The sequence below is a fragment of the Conexibacter woesei DSM 14684 genome (assembly GCF_000025265.1).
GTDB classification, from domain to species: Bacteria; Actinomycetota; Thermoleophilia; order Solirubrobacterales; family Solirubrobacteraceae; genus Conexibacter; species Conexibacter woesei.
In genome coordinates this window covers 1,083,129-1,102,063 of the sequence record NC_013739.1, presented here as the reverse complement: position 1 = coordinate 1,102,063, position 18,935 = coordinate 1,083,129, and the positions used below count along the sequence as shown (strand labels likewise).

The window sequence follows — 18,935 nt, the reverse complement described above, 5'->3', positions numbered from 1 at the left end:
CCGAAGAGCGAGCCGCCAGGCGAGTTCTTCGGATGGAAAGCAAGGCCGCAGGCCGCCGCTTTTCACGTTTCCCGTCGTTCCGCTTCCTGGAGATCCTGTCGTTCGTGCACTCCGGCGTCTACGCCGTCGTGCTCGTCTTCTTCCTCGGACCCGAGAACGAGACCGTCACGCTGATCTTCGGCTGGGCGCACGGCCTGCTCTGGATCGGCATGTCGCTGCTCTGCATCGTCGCCGCGCGGCGACGCACGATCCCGTTCTGGCTCGCGGTCGTGGTCGCCGTGATCGGCGGTCTGGGGCCGTTCGCGGGCACCGCCGGGTTCCTCTGGGAGGAGCATCGGAGGCGGCGCGCAGGCGCTGCGGCGGGCGGCGCTCAACCGTCCTAGCGGCGCGTCGATAACCGGGACGTGCTTCCCCGCGACGAATCGCTATTGTCAGACAACGAGATGTCGGTGGACACCACAGTCCAAGTCGTCCTCCCCCAGATGGGAGAGTCGGTCAACGAAGGCGTCGTCCTCGAATGGCACAAGGCCGAGGGCGACACCATCGAGGCCGACGAAACGCTCGTCGAGATCTCGACGGACAAGGTCGACGCCGAAGTGCCCGCGCCGATCACCGGCACCGTCATCAGAATCCTCGCCGCCGAGGGTGACACCGTCGCCGTCGGCGCCGTCATCGCCGAGATCGCGCCGAGCGACGGCGCGGCCGCCCCGGCGGCTCCTGCCGCTCCGGCCGACGAGCCCGGGCCCTCCGCCTCCACCACGACGGAGGCGACCGAGATCGAGATCGTCATGCCGCAGATGGGCGAGTCGGTCAACGAGGGCGTGATCCTCGAATGGCACGTCGAGCCCGGCGGCACGATCGCCGAGGACGAGACGATCGTCGAGATCTCGACCGACAAGGTCGACGCCGAGGTCCCCTCGCCCGCGAGCGGCACCGTCACGGAGATCCTCGCCGCCGCCGGTGACACCGTCACGGTCGGCCAGGTGCTCGCACGCATGACGGGAACCACAGGCGGCGCCGCTCCCGCCGCCGCGCCGAGCGCCGACGGCGCGACCGCATCCGCCGCCGCCCCCGCCTCCACCGCGGTCGACACCAGCGGCAACGCCTCCCCGGTCGCCCGCCGCGTCGCTGCCGCGCTCGGCGTCCAGCTCGACCGCGTCGCCGGCTCCGGCCGCGCCGGCCGCGTCGTCAAGGACGACGTCCTGACCGCCGCCAAGAACGGTGGCGCGTCGACCAACGGCAAGGCCGCGACCGCCGACAAGCCCGCCGGCTCGACGCTGATCAAGGGCGGCGCGGCGATGCTCGCCAGATACATGGACGAGTCGCGCTCGATCCCGACGGCGACCTCGTTCCGGACGCTGACGGTGACGACGCTCGACGCGCGCCGCAAGCAGCTGAAGGCCGCCGGCATCAAGGTCTCGTTCACGCACCTGATCGCCTACGCGATCGCGAAGGCCGGCGAGGATCTGCCGGTGATGGCCCACCACTTCGCCGAGATCGACGGCAAGCCGCACCGCGTCGACGACGGTGCCGTCAACCTCGGCCTCGCCGTCGACGTCGAGAAGAAGGACGGCAGCCGCACGCTGATGGTGCCGGTCATCAGAGGCGCCGACACGCTCTCGTTCAAGGGCTTCCTCGACGCGTACAACGCGCTCGTCGAGAAGGCGCGCACGAACTCGCTGACGGCCGACGACCTGACCGGCGGCAACGTCACGCTGACGAACCCCGGCGGCATCGGCACCGTCGCGTCGGTCCCGCGGCTGATGGTCGGCCAGGGCACGATCGTCGCGACCGGCTCGATCGCCTACCCCGTCGGGCTCGGCGCGATCGGCGAGCTGATCGGCGCCGAGAAGGTCATGTCGATGACCTCGACGTACGACCACCGGATCATCCAGGGCGCCGAGTCTGGGCGCTTCCTGCAGCGGATCGAGCAGCTGCTCCAGGGTGAGGACGGCTTCTACGAGACCGTCTTCAAGGACCTCGGCGCCGAGCTGCCCGCGCTTCCGCCCCCGCCGGCGCCCGCGGCGCAGGCCGCGCTCGCCGCTCCTGCCGCCGCCGCACCGGCCGCCGTCGGCGCGCCGCCGAGCGAGGAGCTGCTGCAGGCCGTCCAGGCGGCGGTGTCGCTGCTGAAGGCACACCGCACGCACGGCCACCTCGCCGCGCGGCTGGACCCGCTCGGCTCCGAGCCGGTCGGCGACTCCGGCCTCGATCCCGAGCCGCTCGGCCTGACGCCGGAGCTGATGGCGCAGATCCCCGCCCGCATCATGCGGATGGGCGTCCCGGGCGCGACCTTCGCCGACGCGCTCCCGCATCTGCGCGAGACCTACTGCGGCACGATCGCGTACGAGATCGAGCACATCTCCTCGCACCGCCAGCGCGTCTGGCTGCGCGAGAAGATCGAGACCGGCGCGTTCCGCAAGCCGCTCACGGCCGACGAGCAGAAGACGCTGCTGCGCCGCCTGATCGAGGTCGACGCGTTCGAGCGCTTCATGCACAAGGCGTACCTCGGGCAGAAGCAGTTCTCGATCGAGGGCCTCGACATGACGGTCCCGATGATCGACGAGCTGGTCAGGCTCGCCGCGACGCGCGGCGGCCGCGAGGTCGTCATCGGCATGGCCCACCGCGGCCGCCTCAACGTGCTGGCGCACAACCTGCGCCGCTCCTACGGCTCGATCTTCGCCGAGTTCGAGGGCGTCTCGACGCTCGACGTGATCACCTCGATCCCGGACGGCGGCACCGGCGACGTCAAGTACCACCATGGCGCGCGCGGCTCGTTCGAGGTCGCCGGCGGCGAGGAGATCGTCGTCCGCCTCGAGTCGAACCCGTCGCACCTGGAGTACGTCGCGCCCGTCGCGACCGGCGCCACACGCGCCGCGCAGACGACGCGCCAGGGCCCGCATGCCCACCAGGACACCAACGCCGCCTTCCCGATCGTCCTCCACGGCGACGCCGCCTTCCCCGGCCAGGGCGTCGTGGCGGAGACGTTCAACCTGCAGGCGCTCGACGGCTACACGGTCGGCGGCACGATCCACCTGATCCAGAACAACCAGGTCGGCTTCACCACCGACCCGGACGACGCGCGCTCGACGCGCTGGGCGTCGGACATGGCGAAGGGCTTCGACGTCCCGATCATCCACGTCAACGCCGACGACGTCGCCGCCAGCGTCGCGGCGGTGCGCCTCGCGCACGCCTACCGGCAGGAGTTCGGCCACGACGTCGTCATCGACCTGATCGGGTACCGCCGCTTCGGTCACAACGAGGCGGACGAGCCGGCGTACACGCAGCCGGAGATGTACACGAGAATCAGAAGACATCCGACGATGCCGCAGCTGTTCGGCAAGCAGCTCGTCGATGCCGGGGTCGTGACGCAGGACGACGTCGACGCGATCACGAACGAGGTCTGGCAGAAGCTGACCGAGCAGCACCAGGAGCTGAAGGCGCGGCTCGCGGCCGCCAGCCCGGTCGAGCAGGGCACCGGCGAGTACAAGCTCGACCGCACGCCCTCCCCGGAGGTCCCCACGGCCGTCGACGCCGACCGCCTGCGCAGACTCAACGACGACCTCCTGCGCGTGCCGGAGGGCTTCACGATCCACCCGAAGCTGGTGCGCTCGCTGGATCAGCGCCGCGAGGCCGTCGGCGCCGACGGCGGCATCACGTGGGCGCAGGCCGAGCAGCTGGCGTTCGCCTCGCTGCTGACCGAGGGCACGCCGATCCGCCTCACCGGCCAGGACGCCGAGCGCGGGACCTTTTCCCAGCGCCACCTCGTTCTGCACGACCCGAAGACGGGCCAGGAGTACTGCCCCGTCCAGAACCTGCCCGACGCGCTCGCGCCGATGGAGCTGCACAACTCGCCGCTGTCGGAGATCGCGGCGATGGGCTTCGAGTACGGGTACTCGCAAGAGGGTCCTGAGACGCTCGTGCTGTGGGAGGGCCAGTTCGGCGACTTCGCCAACAGCGCCCAGGTCATCATCGACCAGTTCATCGTCTCCGGCCTCGCGAAGTGGGGCCAGTCGAGCCGCCTGACGCTGCTGCTCCCGCACGCCTACGAAGGCTCGGGCCCGGAGCACTCCTCCGCACGCCTGGAGCGCTTCCTCCAGCTCGCGGCGGAGGGCAACATCCGCGTCGCATACCCGTCGACGCCGGCGCAGTACTTCCACCTGCTGCGGCGCCAGGCGAAGATCGCCAAGCAGCGCCCGCTGATCGTGATGACGCCGAAGTCGCTGCTGCGCCTGCCGCAGGCGACGAACCGCATCGAGCATCTGTCCGACACGCAGTTCTTCCCCGTGCTGGCGGAGCCGCGCGTCGACGAGCAGAAGGTCACGCGCCTGATCCTCTGCACCGGCAAGGTCTACTACGACCTCGTCAACAGCGAGCTGCGCGCCGACAACGACGGCGTCTCGATCGCCCGCATCGAGCTGCTCTACCCGTTCCCGCAGGCGCAGGTGATGGAGCTGGTGAACCGCTACCCGAACCTCAGAGAGGTCGTGTGGCTGCAGGAGGAGCCGCGCAACATGGGCGCCCGCGCGCACATGTCGCCGCGCCTGATGCAGATCCTCCCGCGCGACCTGAACTTCGGCTACATCGGCCGGCCCGAGCGCGCCTCGACCGCCGAGGGCTACCCGGCGGCCCACGCCGCCGAGCAGCGCCGCATCGTCGAGACCGCGCTCGACCTCTCCCGCCCCGTCGGGATGTACCCGGTGAAGCTGCCGGGCGAGCGCTAGCGGCGCGACTCGTTCGCGACGCGCTCCCGCGCCGCCGCCAGCGGGCCGGGATCGGCCCATGCCGCCGTGTCGACGTCCGCGGTGAGGAAGCCGTGCGTCAGCAGGAAGTCCTTCTGCGCGCCGAGCGCGGCGAGCTTGTGCGTCGAGAGGTCGATGTGGAGCTGCTGCTCGATCCCGCGACGGCCGTAGGCGGCGCGAACCGCGTCCTCGTGCGTCTCGGCCCAGGCGCCGGCGCGCAGCAGCGCGGCGAGCAGCGTGACGACGCGGTCGGGCTCGCGTGCGAGCGTCCGCTCGTCGACGGTCAGCGCCGCCGGCGTCGTCGCGTTGACGCGCACCGCCGGGTCGAGGTGCGCGCCGAGGTCGACGACCTCGACGGCGCCGATCCTGTCGGCGAGCGCGCGACCGGCGCGGCCGGCGACGTAGATCGCGTCGACCTCGCCGTGCAGCAGCGCCGCCGCCTCGGCCGCGTAGGGTTCCTCGTCGCCGCGCGCGCGCTCGACCGCGACGTCGGCGTACTCGAACTCGTCGGAGAAGAGGCACGCGAGCGCGGTGGCGGCGTGGAAGCCACGGCTGGCCTCGGCGCGCTGCACGTCGATCGGCTGCCCGTCGTCGCGCCGCGGCAACCCGAGGCGGCGGCCCGCGAGCTGCGCCGGTTCGGCGATCCCCGTGCCGGGGAGCGACAGGACGCCCTGGTAGCCGTCGATCCAGGTGAGGCCGACGAGGCGCGTCGGCCGGCCGTCGCTGCGAGCGTGGAGCGCGGTGACGTTGTCGCCCTCGCGGAACCAGCGCGTGCGATCCTCGAGCGCGGCGCCGTCGAGCCAGCCGAGGCGCTCGGCGAGGTCGGACACGGCCGCGGCCGGGCGGGGTCGCGCCGCACTGGGCGCGAGGATCTCTTCGAGGCTCATCGGCACACGCTCCTGTGGGGGAAGGACGGGCAAAGCCGATCGCTGCTCGTCGAGGCGTCCCCGGACCTGCTCCCTCGATTCGTCCGATAAGCGATCGACTTTGCCCTATTTGCCATCCCGCAGCACCATAGCACTATTCCCGACCGTATTGGTCGAGATAGTGTCGCGACGCTACTCTGGCGGCATGAGAAGGTCGTCTGAGAACGTCGCGCGCGTGCTCGCGCGCGTCCGCGCCACCCCCGAGGGATTCGTTCGCACCTACGGCGACGTCTCCCCCGGTGCGCCGCGGTTCGCCGGCACCGTGCTCGCGGGGACCGACGCCGACGTCCCCTGGCACCGGATCGTGCGGGCCGACGGCTCGCTCGCGATGGGCGCGCGCCAGCGCGCGCTGCTGGAGGCGGAGGGCGTCCCGTTCCGCGGCGAGCGGGTCGACATGCGCATCGCTCGGCTCCTGGACTGACGACGCGCTAGCGTCCAGCCGATGTGGATCCAGCGACAGCTGCGCGTCGAGCCCCATCCGCGCGGTTTCCACCTGATCACGCGCGAGATCGTCGCGGCGCTGCCGGAGCTGCGCGAGCTGAGCGCCGGCCTGCTCCACCTCCACATCCTCCACACGTCCGCGTCGCTCGCGCTCAACGAGAACGCCGACCCCAGCGTGCGGCGCGACTTCGAGGCGTGGTTCGACCAGGCGGTCCCGGAGCGCGCGCCGTACTGGACCCACACCGCGGAGGGTGACGACGACATGCCCGCGCACGTCAAGGCGAGCCTGCTCGGACCGTCGCTGACGCTGCCGATCGCCGGAGGCCGGCTCGCGCTCGGCACCTGGCAGGGGATCTACCTCTGCGAGCACCGCGACCGCGGCGGTGCGCGGTCGCTGATCGCGACCGCGCACGGCGAGCCCGGCTGAGGCGCGGAGCGGCGTCACGCCGCCCGCGCGCCGGCGACGGCCGGCTCCTCGTTCACGGCCGGCAGCTCGGGGTCCGGCAGCTCGGCGTCCTGCTCGGACGCCGGCAGCCGGCGCGTGATCGTCAGCAGCGAGACGACCGCGCCGAGCAGCATCAGCCCGCCGCCGACCGCGAACGTCGCCGCGTAGCCGTCGATCAGGCCCGCGGCGAGCGCGGCGTCGCCGTCGCGCTCGACCCGCCCCTCGGCGATGCTCGCCGCGAGCGTGTTGAGGAACGCGACCGTGAGCGCGCCGCCGAGCTGCTGGGCGACGCTCACCATCCCGCTCGCCGCGCCGGCGTCGCGCGGCTGCACGCCGACGAGCGCCGTGTTGCTCAGCACCGGCCACACCAGCCCAGCCGCGATGCCGAGCAGGACGAGCCCGGGGAAGACGACCGCCATGTAGGACGTGTCCTCGCCGATCAACGCCAGCCAGCCGAGCCCGACGGCGCCGATCGCGAAGCCGCCGACCGTCAGCGGCCGCGGCCCGACGCGCGGCAGCAGGCGTGCGCCGATCGAGACGAACGCGATCGCAGCCAGCGTGAGCGGCAGGATCGCGAGACCGGACTCGATCGCCGAGTAGCCGCGGCTGCCCTGCAGGTAATACACGAGGAAGACGCCGTAGGAGAAGATCGCCCCCGCGAACAGCGCGTTCGCGGCGAACGAGCCGGCGCGGTTGCGATCGGTCAGCACACGCAGCGGCAGCAGCGGGTTCGCCGAGCGCCGCTCGATCGCGACGAACGCGACGATCAGCGCGACGCCGGCGGCCAGCAGCGCGAGCGTGACCGGGGCGCCCCAGCCGTCGCTCTCGGCGCGGGTGAAGCCGTAGACGAGCGCGGTCACGCCGAGCGTCGAGGTCAGCGCGCCCGGGATGTCGTAGCGCGTCTCGCCGTCGGTGCGGCTCTCCCTGACGATCCACCATGCGGCGACGGCGAGCGCGACCGCGACCGGGACGTTGACGAGCAGCGTCCAGCGCCACGAGGCGTACTCGGTGAAGACGCCGCCGAGCAGCAGGCCGATCGCGCTGCCGGTGCCGGCGACCGCGCCCCAGACGCCGAACGCCTTCGCTCGCTCGCGCGGGTCGGTGAACGTGACGAACAGCAGTGACAGGATCGCCGGCGCCATCAGCGCGGCGAAGACGCCCTGCAGCGCGCGGGCCGCGAACAGCAGCTCAGGCGACCAGGCGGCGCCGCCGAGCGCCGACGCGACGCCGAAGCCGACAAGCGACAACGTGAACGTGCGCTTGCGGCCCCAGTAGTCGCCGACGCGACCGCCGAGCAGCAGCAGTCCACCGAAGGTGATCGCGTACGCCGTCACGACCCAGTGGCGGCTCGCGTCGGGTATCTCCAGCGCGCTCTGGGCAGACGGCAGCGCGATGTTGACGATGTAGATGTCGAGGATGATCATCAGCTCGGCGATCGCGACGAGCGTGAGCAGCCACCAGCGGCGCGGATCGGCCGGCTCGCGTGCGGATGGGGTGGTCGAAGGTGTCGGTTGCATCGGGTCTCGTTTCGGGTCGGAAGCCGGACGGCGATGTTCGCGCCGAGCGGACGCCGTTCCCATCCCGCGCCGAGGGGGTCCTGCCACCCCCCGCAAGTGGGGGATGTGCGCCCGCGGACGCCCCCGCTACGCTCGACGCATGCCGAAGCCCGCCGTCATGGGAACGAGAGCTGCGACCGCGCGCGAGACGATCGCGGCGCTCGCCGACGCGCAGCTGGAGCCGCGCGAGCTGATCCACGAGGTCGCCGAGCGCGTCCGCCGCGTCGTCCCGTACGACCGCGCCACGTGGGCGCTGACCGACCCGGAGACGCTGCTGGAGACCGACGAGGCCGTCGTCGAAGGCGTGCTGCTCGACTGCGCCGTGGTGCTGGAGACGATCCGCCACGAGCTGGCGGGCGACGACGTCAACCTGTTCGACCAGCTCGACCGCGCCGGCGCGGCCGCCGCCTCGCTGTCCGGGGCGACCGGCGGAGACCTCGCGACGAGCGCGCGGCACCGCGCGCTGCTCGCGCCGCAGGGCCTCGACGACGAGCTGCGGCTGCTCGCCCGCAGCGGCGACGCGACCTGGGGCACCGCGACGCTGGCGCGCGCGACCGACGCGCCGGCGTTCACGCCCGAGGAGGTCCGCTTCGTCGCCTCGGTCGCCGGGCACCTCGGCCGCGGGCTGCGCGCCGCGCTCGGCCGCACGCCGCTCGTCGCGCCGGCGACCGGCGGCGCCGGCATGCTGATCGTCGACGGCGACAGCCGTATCGAGGCGTCGACCGCGGACGCGCAGCAGTGGCTCACGCGGATCCCCTCGCCGCACGACGGCGAGTACCTGCCGACGCCGCTCGCGCTCGTCGCCGAGCACGCGCAGGCGTTCGCGCGCAGCGCGCGCGACCTGCGTCCCGCGCGGCTGCGGCTGCCGATCCCCGGCGACGGCTGGCTGCTCGTGCGCGGCGACGTGCTCAACGCCGCCGACGGCGGCGCCGCGCGCACGGCGCTCGTGCTGGAGCCGGCCGGACGCGCCGAGCTGGTGCCGCTGCTGCACGCGCTCTACGGCCTGACCGAGCGCGAGCGCAACGTCACCGAGCTGCTCGTGACCGGCCTCACGACCGACGCCGTCGCGGAGCGGTTGGCGATCTCCCGCCACACGCTGCGCGACCACGTCAAGGCGATCTTCGCCAAGACGGGCGTCGCCTCGCGCCCCGAGCTGACCGCCCTCTTCGGGACCGAGCGCGCGGCGAGCTAGCTGTAAGAGCTAGGGAGGTTGTTCAGCTCGCGGAGGCGGGCTGCCGGGGGCTTGTGGCTGAGGGAGCCGTGTGGGCGGCGATGGTTGTAGGTGAAGAGCCAGCCGTCAAGGGCTGCGGTGCGTTCTGCGCTTGAGGCGTAGATCGCGCCGTAGGCCCAGCCCTCGATCATCGTGCGGATGAACCGCTCAGCTTTTCCGTTGGTGCGGGGCCGGTAGGGCCGGGTGCGGAGGTGTCGGACGCCTTGAAGACGGCAAGCGATCGCGTGCAGCGTTGATCGGTAGCCCGAGCCGTTGTCGGTCATCACGCGCTCGACGGTGATTCCGTGGCGGCGATAGTGGCGGATCGCGCGGCGCAAGAACCCAGCGACCGTCGTTCCTCTTTCGTCGGGCAAGACCTCGACGTAGGCCAGGCGAGTCGCGTCGTCGACGCAGACGTGAACGTAGTCCCAGCCCGCCCCTCGCGCGCGATGCATCCCGCTCTTGCGGCCGGTGACGCGGTGCCCGGCGCCGCCATGGATGCGGCCGAGCTTCTTGACGTCGATGTGCAACAGCTCGCCCGGTCGGGCTCGCTCGTAGCGGTTGGGTGGCTCGGGCGGGTCCAGCCGAGAGCGCTTGCCGAGATTGATCCGCCGCAGGACCGCTGAGACGGTCGAAAGCGCCATTCCCAGGCAGAGGGCGATCTCGGCAGCGGTCATCCGCAACCGGCGCAACGCAGCGATCAACTGGACCCGGTCCTCGGGCGTGCGCGTCGGGCTGCGCTTCGGGGTCGAGGCCCGGTCGACCAACCCCATCGAGCCCTCGGCCCGGTAGCGGCCGATCCACTTCGAGCAGGTGCGGTCGCTCACTCCGGCCGCTTGCGCGGCCTCCGCGATCGACCACCCCTGCTCGACCACCCGAAGCACCATCCGCTCACGGCCCTTCGGGCCGAGAGGCGCGTTAGCGTGCAACTTCATCCGGTGTCCTCCTTGGGACTGACTGGCTTGAGCACCTGTCAGCCTCCAAGGAGGCCCGGATGAACAACCTCCTCAGGAACTACAGCTAGCGGTCGAGCTGGCTCACAGCGTCATGTCCAGCGGCGCTTCGATCAGCTGTTTGATCTCGGCGAGGAAGCGAGCGGCGTCCGCGCCGTAGAGGATCCGGCGGTCGCACGTGAGCGTCAGCGTCATGAGCGTGCGGTCGACGATCTCGGCGTCGGCGCGCACCAGCTCGTCCGATGCTCGGGCATCGCGGTCAGGACGCGAGCGCCCGGCGCACGCCGTCGGCGATCCGCTCGACGCTTGGGATCCACAGCGCCTCCAACGGAGTCGCGTAGGGGATCGGGGTCTCCTCGCCGCTCACGACCAGCGGCGGCGCGTCGAGCGACTCGAAGTGCTCGGCGACCAGGCTCGAGACCAGCGAGGCGCCCCAACTGCCCGCGTGGCTGCACTCCTGCGCGACGACGAGGCGGTTCGTGCGCGCCAGCGAGGCGGCGATCGTCTCGACGTCGAGCGGGGCGATCGTGCGCGGGTCGATCAGCTCGACCGAGGTGCCCTCGCGCGCCAGCAGCTCGGCCGCCTCCTCGGCGCGCAGCCGCATCAGCTGCGTGGCCACCAGCGTCACGTCGGTACCAGCGCGCACCACGGCCGCCTTGCCGATCGGCGGGATCTCGGGGTCCGCCGCCAGCTCGCCTCTCGCGCCGTAGAGGTTCTTGTGCTCGAAGTAGAGGACCGGGTCGGGATCGCGAATCGCCGCCCGCAGCAGCCCGTATGCGTCAGCCGGCGTCGCCGGCGCGACCATCTTCAGACCCGGCACGTTGAGGAACCAGTTCTCGACCGACTGCGAGTGCTGCGCACCGAAGCCGCCGCCGGCGCCGTTGCCGAGCCGGACGGTCACCGGCATCGCGGCCTGCCCGCCGGTCATGTAGCGGTACTTGGCCAGCTCGTTGGCGATCCCGTCGAAGCAGACGCCGGCGAAGTCGGCGAACATGATCTCGGCGACGGGACGCAGGCCGGACAGACCCGCGCCGATCGCGGTGCCGATGATCGCCTGCTCAGCGATCGGCGTGTCGCGCACGCGCCGTTCGCCAAAGCGCTCGTGGAGCCCGTCGGTGACCTTGAAGACGCCGCCCGCCGCCGCGACGTCCTCGCCGAAGAGGCAGACGCGCGCGTCCTCCTCCATCGCGTCGGCCAGCGCCCGCGTGATCGCCTGCTTGTACGTGACCGTGGTGGTCTGGTCGATCGTCGCGCTCATGCCAGCACGTCCTCCAGTCGCGATTCGGGCCGGGGATCGGGCCAGCTCATCGCCCGCTCGAGCGCTTCGTCGACGGTGCGCTCCGCCGTCTCGCGCAGCTCGTCGCAGCGCGCCTGCTCGATGCCGCCGTCGATCAGCGCGCGCTCCAGCAGGGTGATCGGGTCGCGCTCGAGCCAGCGCTCGAGCTCGCCCTCGGGCCGGTAGCTCGCCGGATCCGAGCGCGAGTGGCCCTTCTGGCGGTACGTCAGCGCCTCGATCAGCGTCGGGCCCTCGCCGGCGCGAGCGCGCGCGACGGCCTCCGCGACCGTCTCGTACGCGACCCCGATGTCGTTGCCGTCGATCTGCACTCCGGGCATCCCGTAGGAGGCCGCGCGGTCGGCGAGGCGCTCGATCGGCGTCGTCAGCGCGAGCGGCGAGTACTCGCCGTAGAGGTTGTTCTCGCAGACGAAGATCGCCGGCAGCTTCCAGACCGCCGCCATGTTCAGCGCCTCGTGGAAGCCGCCGATGTTCGTCGAGCCGTCGCCGAAGAAGCAGAGGCTGACCTCGTCGCGCTCCTCGTACTGGGCCGCGAAGGCGGTGCCGAGGACGATCGGCAGGTGCGCTCCGACGATCGCGAACGAACCGATCGCGCCGACGCTCAGGTCGGTCAGGTGCATCGACCCGCCCTTGCCGCCGCAGAGCCCTTCGCCCTTCCCGAGGATCTCGCCGAAGCTGCGGTCCAGCGGCGCGCCCTTCGCCAGCACCGCGCCGTGGCCGCGGTAGGTGCAGGCCATCTTGTCGGTCACGCGCAGCGCGCGGCAGGCGCCGACCTCGATCCCCTCCTGCCCCTGGCAGAGATGGGTCGAGCCGCGCACGAGGCCGCGCGCGAAGAGGCGGTGGCAGTGGTCTTCGAAGAAGCGGATCTCGAGCATCGTCCGCAGCCAGTCGAGCTGCTCCTCGAGCGAGACGCCGGCCGGCCGGCGTGAAGCTTCGGTCTTGGTCGTCATGCTTGGTCGGTATCTCCAGTCGGGTGGGTCGAAGGTGGGGCCAGCCGCGCTCAGTACATGAGCTGGCCGCCGCTCACGTTCACCGTCGCCCCGGTGATGTAGGAGGCGTGGTCGGAGGCGAGGAAGAGGACGATGCCGGCGAGCTCGTCGGGTCGTGCCATGCGGCCGGCCGGGATCATCTGGACGAACGCGGCGAGGTCCTCGTCGCTGGAGCCGCTGCGCATCATCTCCGTGTCGGCGGCACCTGGGGCGATCGTGTTGACCGTGATCCCGTCGGGCGCGAACGTGCGCGCGAGCCCGCGGCTCATCGAGACGATCCCGCCCTTGCTGGCCGAGTAGACGACCGACCCGCCGAAGCCGCCGCTCCACCAGCCCTGCGAGGTGAAGTTGATGATCCGCCCGCCGCGGCCCTGCTCGCGGAAGAGGCGCGCCGCCGCGCGGTCGAGGAAGAACGTGGCCTTGAGGTTGACGTCGAGCTGGACGTCCCAGTCCTCCTCGGTGATGTCCTCGACCGATGCGCGCCGGCGCAGCACCGCGGCGAGGTGCGCGAGTGCGTCGAAGCGGCCGAACTCGTCGAGGACCCGTCGCAGCAGCGCCTCGTGGCCGGAGATGTCCGCCAGGTCGGCGCCGATCGCGAGGTGACGCTCGGGGCGCTCCAGCCCGGCGACGACCTCCGCGCTGCGCTCCTGCTCGACGTCGACGACGGCGACACGCGCGCCGGCCGCGGCGAACGCCGCCGCGACCTCGCGTCCGATGCCGCCGGCGCCGCCCGTCACGACGACGCCGCGATCCTCCAGTCCGAGCGACCAGGTCATCGCGCGTTGGCTGCCCGGACGGCTGACGCGGCAGGGGATGCAACGGCTGAAATGACGCTCACCTGGGCTTTCGGGTTCGATCCTGGTATCGGTTCCTCACGGTATCAAGACGCCCTCGCATCACCAAGATCCGCGGTCTGCGAGCCGCGCCGCGGTTGCTCATCGCAGCGCTCCGCGCGCATCGGCGGATGCGAGCAGCTGACGGCGCGCGCCGGCGTCCTCCGCCGGCAGCGGCTGTGCCGCGAGCGCCGCGACGACCGCGTCGCCGACCTCCGCCGTCGTGGCCGTGCCGCCGACGTCGCGCGTGCGAGGGCCACGACGGCAGACCGTCTCCAGCGCGTCCATCAGCCGCCGCGACCCCTCCCCCGCACCGAGCTGCTCGAGCATCAGCGCCGCGGACCAGATCGCGCCGACGGGGTTGGCGATCCCGCGCCCGGCGATGTCGGGCGCCGATCCGTGGACCGGCTCGAACAGCGCCGGCACGCCGCCACCCGGCGAGAGGTTCGCGCTCGCCGCCATCCCCATGCCGCCCTGCAGCGCGGCGGCGATGTCGGTGAGGATGTCGCCGAAGAGGTTGGAGGCGACGACGACGTCGACCGAGCCGGGGTCGCGGATCAACCGCGCCGAGAGCGCGTCGACGAGCATTCTGTCGACCACGACGCCGGGGAACTCCGCGCCGACCTCGGCGACGATCTCGTCCCAGAAGGGAAAGCCGAAGCGCGAGGCGTTCGACTTCGTCGCGTTCACCAGCACGCCCTTGCGCGCGGACGCCATCCCGAACGCGTAGCGGATCACCCGCTCGCAGCCGCGGCGCGTGAAGACCGAGGACTCGATCGCCACGTCGTGCCCGAAGCCGCGGTGCACGCGCCCGCCGACGCCGGCGTACTCGCCCTCGCTGTTCTCGCGCACGAAGACCATGTCGACGTCGTGCGGGGCGCGTCCGGCGAGCGGTCCGGGAATCCCCTCCAGCAGGCGCGCCGGGCGCACGTTGACCCACAGGTCCAGCTCCTGGCGGATCTTCAGGATCAGGCCCCAGAGCGCCTCGTCGTCCGGCACGGCAGGGTCGCCGACGGCGCCCATCAGGATCGCGTCGTGACCGCGCAGGACGTCGATCGCGTCGGCGGGCATCATCGTCCCGTGCTCGGCCCACCAGGCCGAGCCCCACGGCACGTCCGTCCAGGCGATCCCGAGCTCGAGCGCGTCGAGTGCCTTGCGCGCCTCGGCCATCACCTCGGGCCCGACGCCGTCTCCAGGCAGCAGCACTACGTTCATCCGAGGATCTCCAGCGGTGGGGGGATGTGCGGGACCCGATCGGCTCGACAACGATGCAAAACGATTGTAGAAACCTTTCCAGGACTGGGAAGAACGGAACCGTAGCGCCTCGGCCACGACGCTGGCAACGATTCCGCAATAGATTCCCGCTACACCGCACCCAACCCGACGCTGACGGAGGAGAACCATGGCCCAGCTCGCGTTCGTCGACGCCCACATCCACTTCTGGGACCTCGGCGACCCGCGCCTGACGTACTCGTGGCTGGCGCCAGGTGTCGACCACCCGATCCTCGGCAACATCGACGCGATCAAGTTCCCGCTGTACGCGGCCGAGGAGTTCCGTCGCGAGACCGCGGAGGACAACGTCACCAAGACCGTTCACGTGCAGGCCGCGATCGGGACCGCGGACCCGGTCGACGAGACGCGCTGGCTGCAGGAGCAGGCCGACAGCACCGGCCTCCCCCACGCGATCGTCGCCTACGCCGACCTCAAGGATCCCGACGTCGACCGCGTGCTCGAACAGCACGTGGAGGCCTCGCCGCTGATGCGCGGCATCCGCGACTTCTCCAACGGCGACTTCCTCACCGACCCAGCCTTCGAGCGCGGCCTCTCCAAGCTCGCCGCACGAGGCCTCGTCTGCGACATCGAGTGCTTCTGGCAGGACATGCCGAAGGCGCGCGACCTCGCCGGACGTCATCCCGACGCGATCGTCGCGGTCGACCACGCCGGCTTCCCGCGCGAGCGCACAGACGCGTACTTCGCCGACTGGAAGTCGGGGATCCGGAAGCTCGCCGAGGCTGAGAACGTCGTCTGCAAGATCTCGGGGCTCGGGATGGGCGACTTCGAATGGACCGTCGACTCGATCCGGCCCTGGGTGCTGCACTGCATCGAGGCGTTCGGCGCGGAGCGCTGCGTGATGGGCACCAACTGGCCCGTCGACAAGTTGTTCAGCTCCTACGGCGCCGTCGTCGACGCCTACGCCGGAATCCTCTCCGACTTCAGCCACGACGAGCAGGTCGCGCTGTTCTCCGGCAACGCCGAGCGGATCTTCCGCATCTGAAAGGGATCGCATGAGCACTGAGGTGGACACGGGCACGGACACGGGAGCGCTCGGCGGGCGGCGCTTCGGCGCACAGGTCGAGCGCAACGTCGCGGTGCCGATGCGCGACGGGACGATCCTTCGCGCCGACGTCTGGCGGCCCGCCGGCGACGGCCTCTACCCGACGCTGCTGCAGCGGCTTCCGTACGACAAGTCGAGCTCGTTCGTCACCACCCACCTGGCCGGGCTCGAGCCGATGCGCGCCGTCGAAGCCGGCTTCGCCGTCGTGCTGCAGGACGTGCGCGGCAGCTACGAGTCCGATGGCGAGCTCGAGCCGTTCGCGCACGAGGCGCAGGACGGCGCCGACACGATCGCGTGGATCGCCGAGCAGCCGTTCAGCGACGGACAGGTGTGCATGTACGGCGCCTCCTACGTCGGAGCGACGCAGCTGCTGGCCGCCACCGAGGCGCCACCCGCGCTGCGTGCGATCGTGCCGAACGTCACCGGCTCGGAGTACTACGAGGGGTGGTCCTACCAGGGCGGTGTGCCGCAACTCGGGTTCACCGCCTGGTGGTCGCTCGGCTTCGGCGCCGACGCGCTGCCGCGGCGCCGCGCGGCCGGCGCGGACGTCGCGGAGATGGAGGCCGAGCTCGAACGGCAGCTCGCCGATCCGTGGACGGTCTACGAGCGTCTCCCGCTCGACGACCACCCGCTGCTCCGCGAGCTGGCGCCCGCCTTCTTCGACTGGCTCGCCCACCCCGAGCGGGACGCCTACTGGCGCGCGACAGCGATCTCCGAGCGCTACGGCGCGATCGCCGTGCCGGCGCTGCACGTCGGCGGCTGGTCGGACATCTTCATCGACGGCACGCTGCGCAACTACGCCGGCCTGCGCGAGGGCGCGGCGACGCAGACCGCCCGCGAGGGCCAGCGCCTGCTCGTCGGCCCCTGGGCCCACGGGAACGCGCACGACGTGGTCGGCGACCTGGACTTCGGGCCCGGGGCGAGCCAGCTCGCGCTCGACATGACCGCGATCCAGCTCGACTTCTTCGCGCATGTGCTCGCCGGCCGGCCGTTCGAGACCCCGCCCGTGCGGATCTTCGTGATGGGCGCCGACCGCTGGCGCGACGAGGACGCGTGGCCAATCGCCCGCACACGCACGGAGCGACTGCACCTGTGCAGCGACGGGCACGCCAACGGCGCGCACGGCGACGGCGTCCTGCGCGCCGCGCCGCCGTCCGCGACGGCGCCGTCGGACGTCTTCCTCTACGACCCGCGCAACCCCGTGCCGACGACCGGCGGGGCGACGCTGCTGCCGGGCGCCTTCCTCGGCCGCTACGCCGGCCCGCGCGAGCAGCGCGAGGTCGAGCGCCGCGGCGACGTGCTCGTGTACACTGGCGAGCCGCTCGCGCACGACACCGAGGTGACCGGGACCGTGCGCGTCACGCTCACGGTCGCCAGCTCCGCGCCGGACACCGACTGGACCGCCAAGCTCGTCGACGTGCATCCGGACGGCCGCGCGATCGGCGTCACCGACGGGATCCTGCGGATGCGATACCGCAACTCGCGCGAGCGCGCGGAACCGGTCCCGCCCGGCACGCCGGTCACGCTCACGATCGAGCTCGGCGCGACGAGCATGCTGTTCGGAGCCGGCCATCGGCTGCGCGTGCAGGTCTCCAGCTCGAACTTCCCGCGCTTCGCGCGCCACCCCAACAGCGAGGACGCCGCCGCGGCCGAGCTGACGCCGGCGCTGCAGACCGTCTTCCACGACGCCGAGCGGCCCGCGTACGTCGACCTCCCCGTCGTGCCGGCCCGCTGACTCAGCGCTCGTAGACCCGCTCGACGCGCGAGCCGAGCGCGCAGAGGACCTCGTAGTTGATCGTGCCGTGTCGGGCAGCGAGTTCCTCGGCGAGGATCCGTTCGCGGCCGCGGGCGCCGATCAGGACGACCTCGTCGCCCGCGCGCACGTCGCCGTGCGACCCGGCGTCGACGCCGAGGCTGTCCATGCTGACGGTGCCCGCCAGGGGACGCCGCCTGCCGCCGATCAGCACGTCGACGCCGCCGCCGGTCGTCCGGCGCACGCCGTCGGCGTAGCCGATCGGGACCGTCGCGACCCACGTCGGCGCGGACGGGCGGAAGCGCGCCCCGTAGCCGACCGCCTCGCCGGGCTCGACGCGCGCCACGCGCGCGACGTAGGACCGCAGCTCGAGCGCCGGCTCGAGCCGCGCGGCGGCCGGATCGCGCTGGAACGGATCGAGCCCGTAGAGCGCGACGCCGCAACGGACCATGTCGAAGTGCGCCGCGGGCGCTCGCAGCACCGCCGCGCTGTTGGCGGCGTGCACGAGCACGCCCGGATGCCTGGCCCGCACCACCCCCGCGATCGCGGAGAAGCTCGCCAACTGCGCCGCGAAATGCGCATCGCCGGCATCGGCCGTGGCGAAATGCGTCATCACCCCGCACAGACGCACACCCGCCACCCTGTCGATCAGCTCGGCGAGCGCGAGCGCCTCCTCGCGCGACCGCGCGCCGAGCCGGCCCATGCCCGTGTCGACCTTGACATGCAGCCGCGCACCGCCATTCCCTGCCAACGCCTCCGCGCACCGCACGAACTCCGGCGTCCACGCGACGACGTCCGCACCCACACCCAACGCACGAGCCAGATCCGGCTCGTCCAACGCACCCAGCACGAGGATCGGCGGCTCCGGCAGCTCACGCCGCAACGCGACGGCCTCGTCGGCGGTCGCGACCGCGAGCCAGCGCGCACCGCCCGCGAGCGCCGCCCGCGCGACAGCGACCGCACCGTGACCGTAGCCGTCGGCCTTGACGACCGCACACAGCAGCACGTCAGCCGCCGCGCACCCACGCAACCGACGCGCGTTGCGCTCGACCGCCCCGAGATCGACGTGCGCGCGAGCGCGACGCGACATCCCTCAATTCACCCCCGCCCGAGCCGGACCCGCGCTCGTGTCACTCAATCCAGGTGCCACACTTCCTCGAACTGCCGGCGCTCGCCGTTCTCGTCGGTGAGCGACACGATGACGTCCTTCAGCGATTCCGCCCAACGCGTGTTGACGTGCGTGGCGCCGATCTTGCCGAACACCGTCGCCGCGTCAGGCTCGCACTCCACGTAGGCGATGATCGTCGTGCCCTGTCGGAAGAGCGAGAAGTTCGCGTGGCCCGCGTCCTTGATCGCCTCCACCAGCTCGGGCCAGATCTCGTCGTGGCGCTGCTTGTACTCGGCCTCCGTTCCAGGGTGGATCTCGAACGTGAAGCAGACGCGTTCCATCGGGGTCTCCAG

17 protein-coding genes are annotated in these 18,935 nt (G+C 72.0%); 7 read left to right on the top strand and 10 right to left on the bottom strand.

The window, feature by feature from the left end; genetic code table 11:
• Positions 1–32: 32 nt before the first annotated feature.
• Positions 33–383 (top strand): hypothetical protein, encoded by a 351-nt coding sequence (locus CWOE_RS05215; RefSeq protein ID WP_012932527.1) that lies wholly within the window; start codon positions 33–35, stop codon positions 381–383.
• 60 nt (positions 384–443) lie between these two features.
• On the top strand, positions 444–4,721 hold the full coding sequence (locus CWOE_RS05210) for a multifunctional oxoglutarate decarboxylase/oxoglutarate dehydrogenase thiamine pyrophosphate-binding subunit/dihydrolipoyllysine-residue succinyltransferase subunit (protein ID WP_012932526.1): 4,278 nt from the start codon (positions 444–446) through the stop codon (positions 4,719–4,721).
• Here the strand turns inward: CWOE_RS05210 and CWOE_RS05205 are convergent.
• Entirely contained in the window at positions 4,718–5,626 is a 909-nt protein-coding gene (locus tag CWOE_RS05205) for a substrate-binding domain-containing protein (RefSeq protein WP_012932525.1), read from the bottom strand. The genes CWOE_RS05210 and CWOE_RS05205 overlap by 4 nt on opposite strands.
• 184 nt (positions 5,627–5,810) lie before the next feature.
• On the opposite strand from CWOE_RS05205, the gene CWOE_RS05200 reads away from it, so the two are divergent.
• On the top strand, positions 5,811–6,086 hold the full coding sequence (locus CWOE_RS05200) for an MGMT family protein (RefSeq protein ID WP_012932524.1): 276 nt from the start codon (positions 5,811–5,813) through the stop codon (positions 6,084–6,086).
• Positions 6,087–6,107: 21 nt separating this feature from the next.
• Complete coding sequence (locus CWOE_RS05195) at positions 6,108–6,533, top strand: secondary thiamine-phosphate synthase enzyme YjbQ (protein WP_012932523.1); 426 nt, start codon at positions 6,108–6,110, stop codon at positions 6,531–6,533.
• A gap of 14 nt (positions 6,534–6,547) precedes the next feature.
• On the opposite strand, the gene CWOE_RS05190 is transcribed toward CWOE_RS05195, so the two are convergent.
• Positions 6,548–8,068 carry an MFS transporter gene (locus CWOE_RS05190; RefSeq protein WP_012932522.1) on the bottom strand — a complete coding sequence of 507 codons (1,521 nt, stop codon included), beginning with the start codon at positions 8,066–8,068 and terminating at the stop codon, positions 6,548–6,550.
• A 139-nt stretch (positions 8,069–8,207) separates the two neighbouring features.
• Here CWOE_RS05190 and CWOE_RS05185 point away from each other — a divergent pair, with 139 nt between their 5' ends.
• Positions 8,208–9,299, top strand: coding sequence for a helix-turn-helix transcriptional regulator (locus CWOE_RS05185; RefSeq protein WP_012932521.1), 1,092 nt, complete (start codon positions 8,208–8,210; stop codon positions 9,297–9,299).
• Here the strand turns inward: CWOE_RS05185 and CWOE_RS05180 are convergent.
• From CWOE_RS05180 to CWOE_RS05160, 6 genes are all read right to left on the bottom strand, one after another.
• The gene (locus tag CWOE_RS05180) at positions 9,296–10,252 is read right to left on the bottom strand and encodes an IS481 family transposase (RefSeq protein WP_012931776.1); all 957 of its coding nucleotides are present in this window, start codon (positions 10,250–10,252) and stop codon (positions 9,296–9,298) included. The genes CWOE_RS05185 and CWOE_RS05180 overlap by 4 nt on opposite strands.
• A gap of 102 nt (positions 10,253–10,354) precedes the next feature.
• Positions 10,355–10,501 (bottom strand): 2-oxo acid dehydrogenase subunit E2, encoded by a 147-nt coding sequence (locus tag CWOE_RS31845; RefSeq protein ID WP_081425242.1) that lies wholly within the window; start codon positions 10,499–10,501, stop codon positions 10,355–10,357.
• A gap of 28 nt (positions 10,502–10,529) precedes the next feature.
• Positions 10,530–11,528, bottom strand: coding sequence for an alpha-ketoacid dehydrogenase subunit beta (locus CWOE_RS05175; protein ID WP_012932520.1), 999 nt, complete (start codon positions 11,526–11,528; stop codon positions 10,530–10,532).
• Positions 11,525–12,514, bottom strand: coding sequence for a thiamine pyrophosphate-dependent dehydrogenase E1 component subunit alpha (locus tag CWOE_RS05170; protein WP_012932519.1), 990 nt, complete (start codon positions 12,512–12,514; stop codon positions 11,525–11,527). Before CWOE_RS05170 ends, CWOE_RS05175 begins: the two co-directional genes overlap by 4 nt.
• Positions 12,515–12,564: 50 nt before the next feature.
• Positions 12,565–13,329, bottom strand: a complete 765-nt coding sequence (locus tag CWOE_RS05165) for an SDR family NAD(P)-dependent oxidoreductase (RefSeq protein ID WP_012932518.1) — start codon at positions 13,327–13,329, stop codon at positions 12,565–12,567.
• A gap of 159 nt (positions 13,330–13,488) precedes the next feature.
• Complete coding sequence (locus tag CWOE_RS05160) at positions 13,489–14,601, bottom strand: isocitrate/isopropylmalate dehydrogenase family protein (RefSeq protein WP_012932517.1); 1,113 nt, start codon at positions 14,599–14,601, stop codon at positions 13,489–13,491.
• Between the two features lie 187 nt (positions 14,602–14,788).
• Between CWOE_RS05160 and CWOE_RS05155 the strand changes: the two genes are divergently transcribed.
• On the top strand, positions 14,789–15,661 hold the full coding sequence (locus tag CWOE_RS05155) for an amidohydrolase family protein (RefSeq protein ID WP_012932516.1): 873 nt from the start codon (positions 14,789–14,791) through the stop codon (positions 15,659–15,661).
• Positions 15,662–15,671: 10 nt separating this feature from the next.
• On the top strand, positions 15,672–17,456 hold the full coding sequence (locus CWOE_RS05150) for a CocE/NonD family hydrolase (RefSeq protein WP_012932515.1): 1,785 nt from the start codon (positions 15,672–15,674) through the stop codon (positions 17,454–17,456).
• Position 17,457: 1 nt separating this feature from the next.
• Here the strand turns inward: CWOE_RS05150 and alr are convergent, their stop codons facing one another.
• Positions 17,458–18,564 carry an alanine racemase gene (alr, locus tag CWOE_RS05145; RefSeq protein ID WP_012932514.1) on the bottom strand — a complete coding sequence of 369 codons (1,107 nt, stop codon included), beginning with the start codon at positions 18,562–18,564 and terminating at the stop codon, positions 17,458–17,460.
• Positions 18,565–18,608: 44 nt separating this feature from the next.
• On the bottom strand, positions 18,609–18,923 hold the full coding sequence (locus CWOE_RS05140; protein ID WP_012932513.1) for an L-rhamnose mutarotase: 315 nt from the start codon (positions 18,921–18,923) through the stop codon (positions 18,609–18,611).
• Positions 18,924–18,935 lie beyond the last annotated feature (12 nt).